A 6442-nucleotide genomic window follows, 5' to 3' on the forward strand; every position below is an offset into this window, starting at 1 on the left:
CAATATATCCAGTTCTACAATTACAAACGCAGACATTCAGCAATAGATTATAAGACGCCACATCAAAAATATAATGAGTTAAAAAAAGCGGCTTAAAATCTCTCCAGAAATACTTGACCATTACAATAAGGGTTAATATGTAGGGAGGTTGTATGGAAATCACGATAAAAGACTCAAAGTGTTTTACTGAACTTAATGAAGGGTTATGGCAGAAAATTGGCCAAACTAGTAATAGGCATGCTGAGTTAATGACGATGCTTACTCAATCAACATCGAGCGCACACCTTTTTTTGTCATTAAATGTTGAAGATTCATGTTTGGAAATCGCTTGGGAAGATATTCAGCAAGTGTGTCGGCTGTTTTGGGATTTTCCTGAATTAATAAATGTATTACAGAGAAATCGAGAGGGACGAAACCCAAAAAAGAAGATCGAACCTTATTCATTCAACATGAATGAAGCTAAAAAATCGAATAGTCATCCACTTTTAAATGTCCAATCCTCATTAAAGCATGCTATTGAACCTGAGGAATATGATATTTACTATGCTTTATTTAACCGCACGGATGAACAAAAGCAATCTTTAGATTGGTTTCCAGTTTGGATTGCTGTTTGTATTTGTGAATTTGAAAACAAAATTAACAAAGAACTGAACAATGGCGAAGATCTGGTTGAATTAGAGACGGTACAAAATGAGATTATTTCCAAAATATGTGTCCCTTTGGGGAAGCTATTGGATTTTGAGCTACGTGAAATTCAAAGAATTGATAGGCTCATGTCTAAAGCTCAAAAAGGTGGTCAACGCTCAAGAAGAAACTCTGCTATGGCTTCAGCCTTAAATACTGTTAAGGAGGACAAAGCGCTGCTTATTTATCTAGATGGGGTAAAATCAAAACCTCGCAGCCTTGCTGAGAGGCTTAAAGTTAAAGGAATGGTAATAGATTTTGAGGAAGGTAATGAAGGTTATATAAGATTTGCAAATGCAGAAGATGGTGATGAAGTTGGATGGAAATCTTACCTGAACGCTGTTTCAAAGCTATTCCCCAAAAAAAAATCAAAGTAAAAAATCACACCCCCCCGTTAACCATGAATTCGTGCTTTAGCCTTAGTGATAATAAGTTTATTTAAGACTTGTTATCACAATAGGAGGCTTTATGCCGAGCACAAGAATTATCAAATATCCTGAAATGGAACAGCTTACTGGCCGAGACAGACGTACTTTGTGGCGCTGGTGGCAGAAAGATCAAATATTCCCAAAACCCTTAATGCAAAATGGCCGTGCGATTGGATGGTCAGAAGATCAATATTCTACTTGGCTTGCTAGTTTAGAGGCTGCAAATTCATGAATAAATTAAATAAAAAATGCCGCTACAAGTCTTGCACGACTTTAGCGGCTGGATTGAAAGCTAATACCTTAAAAAGCTATCAGATTAAGGATAGCACGACATCAATATCTAATGAAGTGAACGGGAGAGTATATGAATAAAGTTACTTTCATTCAGTCGAAAGGCCGTCCCGTAGCTACGGTTGAGAATATTAAAAGTTTACTCATGAGTAAAGGTGTCGATTTTTATCTTGATCATTACACGCTTGTTATGAGGCATGAGGGAATAAATTACAGTCGAGATAGGCTTCACTATCAAATACGTGAATTTGCCATTATCGAAGGTTTCAAAATGGCGAATCTAACTCTAGCAATAAAGTATTCGCTTAATGATATTGCTAACCAAAAATGGCAGCTAAGGAGTATTAACCCATGAGTGATAATTTAATTCGCAATGTCACCTCGTTAGCTAATGGTCAATGGTTGAATATCCTTAATAACCAATGTGGTGAAATCCGCTATAAGAAAGCACAACCATGCCCTAATTGTGGTGGACATGACCGTTTTTTATTTGACGATAAAGAAGGTCGCGGAACGTATGTTTGTCGAGGGTGTGGAAGTGGTGACGGCTTATCGCTGGTGGCCAAAGTGCATAGCGTCAACGCACGAGAGGCGGCTTTATTAGTTGCGCCTTACATTGGGTTATCCGTTGGGTATAAAGTTGATACAGCAGCCATTGAACGAAGCAGGCGTAAGGCTGAACAAGCTAAGTCGCAAGAGGCGGCAAAGCTTGCAGCTAAACGGATGAGAGCAGCAACAAGGGCGCTTGCAATAGTTAGAACCTGCATACCAGCACTCGCAAGCAATGCTTACTTGAATGCAAAGCAAGTGCAATCCTTTGGAACTTATGAGCTAACTCAAAAGGTTCATCCTTATGGTGATTACATCATGAATAAAGGCTCGCTGGTGGTTCCCATATTTAACCCGACATTATCAGGTTTGCAGTTTGTACAACCGAATAGTGAAAAGCATATTTTGGCAGGCTCTAAAGTCAAAGGCGGTTCTTATCCGCTATCAGGCAAAGACAGTAATCAAATATACATTGGTGAAGGTTTTGCGACTTGTGCAGCGGTGGCCGAGTGCTTACCTAATGCGCTTGTATTGTGCGCGTTTAGTGCAGGTAATTTGATTAATGTTGCTTTAGTTATTCGATCTAGCAGGCCAAAGGCTGACATTATCATTATTGCCGATAATGACGAAAGCGGGACTGGTGAGCGTGAAGCAATTAAAGCTGCTTTGGCGGTTAATGGTTCATACGTATTACCACCAGCAAGTGAGGTGGCCTGATGGGTACGGACTGTGCTGATATTCCTAAAGCTGAGCTATTGGCTGTTATTGGTCAGCCTATTAAGCCTCAAGCTAATGTGGTAAATGATAAATTATTTTCGATGAGTTTTGATGATTATGCATTGAATGGGAAATCTAAAGAAATGGCCGAAAAAATGAAATCAGATACTTATATTCTCAAAGAGTTAGCCATTGCTGGGCAAATGACGGTCTTTTATGCTGCGCCTAATACGGGTAAAACATTAATCATTTTAAAAATGTTAATAGACTCAATCAGGCGTAGAGATGTAAAAGCTGAATATGTTTATTTTATAAATGCAGATGACAACGGCAAAGGGATGATCACTAAGCTAGAAATAGCCGAAGAACACGGTTTTAAAATGTTATCACCTAACTTTGAAGGCTTTAGTGTGGCAGTGTTTGAAGGGGTGATTAATCATCTAGTTGGTGCAGATGATTGTGCGGGCAAGGTTGTGATACTTGATACTGTTAAGAAGTTTACCGACATTATGAACAAGCAAGCCTCAACTATGTTTGGCACTATGATGCGCTCTTTTTCTTCTAAGGGCGGTTCGGTGATCATGCTAGCGCATACCAATAAAAACCGTGATGGTGAAGGTAAGCGTGTATTTGCTGGCACGTCAGACTTATTAGAGGATTGTGATTGTTCATACATTATGGATGTTGCGTCTACAGATACGCCAACGGGAACAGAAAAACTTGTAACCTTTGAAAATAATAAACAGCGTGGCGATGTTGCTCAAAAGCTCAATGTTTATTATCGAAGTGTTCAAGGTATGGATTACAGGGGCTTAATGGCCACTGTTGAAATACGTGATGAATCAGAAGCTAAAAAGTTAATGCAATCGGCTCATGTAGAGCAATCGCGTAAAGATAACATTGAGATAATTACCGCAATTATTGAAACGATAGAAGAAGGTACAACCCTTAAAACTGAGATCATAAATAGTGTTGCTCATTCTATTGCTGTATCTAGGCCGAAAGTTAAAAAGGTGTTAGAAAAGCACATAGGCGGTGATTATATGGCTGGCTATCGATGGGAACACGCTCAAAGGAATGCAGGTGATCCAGCAGCAGCAAAACGGTTAAAGTTAATACCACCAGCTAGCTAGAACAATTGAACTATAAGCCTCCTTAATTGGGGGCTTTTTTTTGGACGCACTGAAAAATCAAAAAATTAGGGGGGTTAGTAATAATAGAGATATTAGACAAAATAGGAAAATTAAAAATATTAATAAAATTAATTAAGTTCAATAGCTTGCGCTTAGTTGTGAAGGCGGAAAAATGTCAGTAAGCCTTATCTTTGCTGGTGGCGATTATGTCAGATTTTCAATTTGTCTAATTTTCGTAATTTTTCAGACAGGGGGTATTCACTGGCCAGCTGCTTACTGGGGACAGAATTTCTGGACATCTTAGACACTATCGAGTGTATTCCTCGCTAGCGCCTTAATATGATTTAGCTTTAAGCGATAATATTTGAAAGTCACATGCGCCCTTAGTTAATGAAAAAAATGCAAATGATGACGGTTTTTCTTACTCATAAAAAAGAGTAAGGCTTTTCTAAGGTCGTTAGGCATTATTATTTGGAAGTCATGGGTGTTTGAAAAAACTTGTCACATACGTCATATAGGCTTGTTTTGAATACGGGTAAGCGTAGTTTTTACAACGTTAGAGAGACTTAGGCCTTACCTTTAGTTTTATGACACGTTAAAGGCATCACATATTTTTAGGTTGAGGGGATGAAGTATCGATCATGCCTTAATTGTAGAGTTTTCTTACATCTTAAGAGATAAATTTTTACACACGCTAGATACTCGCTAATCTTCAACTTATTTTATAGTTGATGAAATAGAAAATACCATATTAAAAACAATTTTAAATTATGATTTTTAATACATCTAAACGTTGATAACAGTACATTTTACATAATTCATTCTAATAGAGTGTTAGTACTCGTTTTTAGGTTTATATTGTTAATAGGATGTTCAATTATTAGAAAAGGGAAGATATGAAATTACAATTATTAGGTCGGATATTTATATTCATGGGGTTCTTTGTTGCTACCAGTGTTAGCGCAGATGAATTTTTAATTGAAAAAGAATTAGTGAAACAAGATCTAATTGATGCAGATAGTGCCAAGTTTCAAAAGCTTAGTAGAGTCGTGAACTCTAAGAATGAAGATGCTGTTTGCGGTGAGGTGAATAGTCGAAACAGAATGGGAGGATATGCTGGTTTCAGAAATTTTGTGGTTTTGGAGAGTAAACTAGTAATTTTCGAAGGAACCGATAATTTAGATAAGGTATATAAATTGTCTGGATGCGCAGGACCTGATGCTGAGTTAATTACTCGCCTAAGCGATGAGGCAGTTTTTAACTGCTCAGTACTTTGGAATATGATTACCAATACCACGATAATGGGTGAGTCGGCTAGTTCAGCTGTTGATAGCGCGATAACGGCAACGATTAATCGTGCAAAAGGTAATGGTGTTACTCTTACAGACATTCAATTGGCAACTTTTAAAGCTGAATTTGATAAGGGTTTAAACACTACCTTGGCCAATAAAGACTTCGTGGAAGCTATAAAAAAATCACCTGATTATCAGGGAATAATATTTAATAAAAGCTGCGCAGCACAAACACTTCAAATTCTTAGGTCACAAGTCGGTGTTTAATACAAATAGAGAATAGTTTTGGTTCCGTCAGTATTGAGTATTTTTGGATGGCTTTTTAAACGTCATAACTTGCAGTCTATGGCGTTAGCGTGAATTTCTTAACCAATACAATGATATGGGCTTTACTCATCTTAGACCTCACTCATAGTGGTACTTTATTGATAGTGTAAAAAATACCGCTTGGTGAATATGTTTTATAAAAACAGGCGAAGTTATTTAGCAATACTTGCCTGTTTTTATATCTAATAGATTTTAGATGCCTTTGTTTTCACAACCAGCTCTGCTTTTATCGATAATAAGATCGCCTTCAACACGCATACCAATAGAACCAATAATAAACGAATGGTTTAATTGTGTAATGACAAGATCTGAAAGTCCTACCGCACATGTTTCTGATTCAATGGCTCTATCCATTGCAGTCTTTACATTCGGAATGCCTGTAGGGAAAAGAATTACAGGATATGAGTCTTCACCAGTTACACGCTGACCTTTAACTAGGTTTCCTGAGTTTAAATCAAAGTTCTTTGTACTGGCGACTGTTAGATCCGCTACTCGAATGGTACAACCAGAGATTGTTAGCAATGCTAGAGAAATGATAGCGATTTTTTTCATCATACTTCCTTTGTGATGTTTACTTAATAAATAGTTTATTGAGCATGGCTTCCATTATGCCTTTACATGATATTCGCTAGGTGAGGCTTGTTTTAATGATTCTAAACATGAGTAATATTAATGGGTATTTTTACACTACGTCACCCGCTACAGCACCTGTAACGCTCAGATATGAAAAAGGCGTAGTAGGTACTAACCTGCTACGCCTTATCAGAATTGGTGGCCCCTCCCAGACTCGAACTGGGGACCTGACGATTATGAGTCGTATGCTCTAACCAACTGAGCTAAGGGGCCGACTTAAGATAGTCGTCACTATCGAAAGCGGGGGAATTATACGAAGTTTGTTGGCACTTGTCACCCGTGTTTTTAATTGTATTTACTTATCTTGTTTCAATTGGTTATCTGTTAAGCAATTATTGGCTTTTTGAGCATAAAAAAACCTGCCGAAGCAGGTTTTTAAAATATTTAT

Annotated in this window: 7 protein-coding genes and 1 tRNA gene; 6 read left to right on the forward strand and 2 right to left on the reverse strand. The window is 37.7% G+C overall.

Annotated elements, in window-relative coordinates; genetic code table 11:
* Positions 1-152 precede the first annotated feature (152 nt).
* The 6 genes from H5202_RS16725 to H5202_RS16750 all read left to right on the forward strand — a co-directional run bounded on the left by H5202_RS16725 (position 153) and on the right by H5202_RS16750 (position 5361).
* Positions 153-1061: a hypothetical protein gene (locus H5202_RS16725; RefSeq protein WP_182773075.1), complete on the forward strand. Its 909-nt coding sequence runs from the start codon at positions 153-155 to the stop codon at positions 1059-1061.
* Positions 1062-1152: 91 nt separating this feature from the next.
* On the forward strand, positions 1153-1344 hold the full coding sequence (locus H5202_RS16730) for a helix-turn-helix transcriptional regulator (RefSeq protein WP_182773076.1): 192 nt from the start codon (positions 1153-1155) through the stop codon (positions 1342-1344).
* Between the two features lie 132 nt (positions 1345-1476).
* Positions 1477-1758, forward strand: coding sequence for a hypothetical protein (locus tag H5202_RS16735; RefSeq protein ID WP_182773077.1), 282 nt, complete (start codon positions 1477-1479; stop codon positions 1756-1758).
* On the forward strand, positions 1755-2669 hold the full coding sequence (locus tag H5202_RS16740; RefSeq protein ID WP_182773078.1) for a primase-helicase zinc-binding domain-containing protein: 915 nt from the start codon (positions 1755-1757) through the stop codon (positions 2667-2669). Before H5202_RS16735 ends, H5202_RS16740 begins: the two co-directional genes overlap by 4 nt.
* Positions 2669-3802: an AAA family ATPase gene (locus tag H5202_RS16745; protein WP_182773079.1), complete on the forward strand. Its 1134-nt coding sequence runs from the start codon at positions 2669-2671 to the stop codon at positions 3800-3802. The genes H5202_RS16740 and H5202_RS16745 overlap by 1 nt, the downstream gene beginning before the upstream one ends.
* A gap of 896 nt (positions 3803-4698) precedes the next feature.
* A complete protein-coding gene (locus tag H5202_RS16750; protein ID WP_182773080.1) occupies positions 4699-5361 on the forward strand; it encodes a hypothetical protein in 663 nt (220 codons plus the stop codon).
* A 252-nt stretch (positions 5362-5613) separates the two neighbouring features.
* Here the strand turns inward: H5202_RS16750 and H5202_RS16755 are convergent, their stop codons facing one another.
* Both H5202_RS16755 and H5202_RS16760 read right to left on the reverse strand, forming a co-directional pair.
* Positions 5614-5976: a hypothetical protein gene (locus tag H5202_RS16755; protein ID WP_259397359.1), complete on the reverse strand. Its 363-nt coding sequence runs from the start codon at positions 5974-5976 to the stop codon at positions 5614-5616.
* A 214-nt stretch (positions 5977-6190) separates the two neighbouring features.
* A tRNA-Ile gene (locus H5202_RS16760) sits at positions 6191-6267 on the reverse strand.
* Between the last annotated feature and the right edge of the window lie 175 nt (positions 6268-6442).

Source organism: Shewanella sp. SG41-4, from assembly GCF_014164505.1.
Lineage (GTDB): Bacteria > Pseudomonadota > Gammaproteobacteria > Enterobacterales > Shewanellaceae > Shewanella.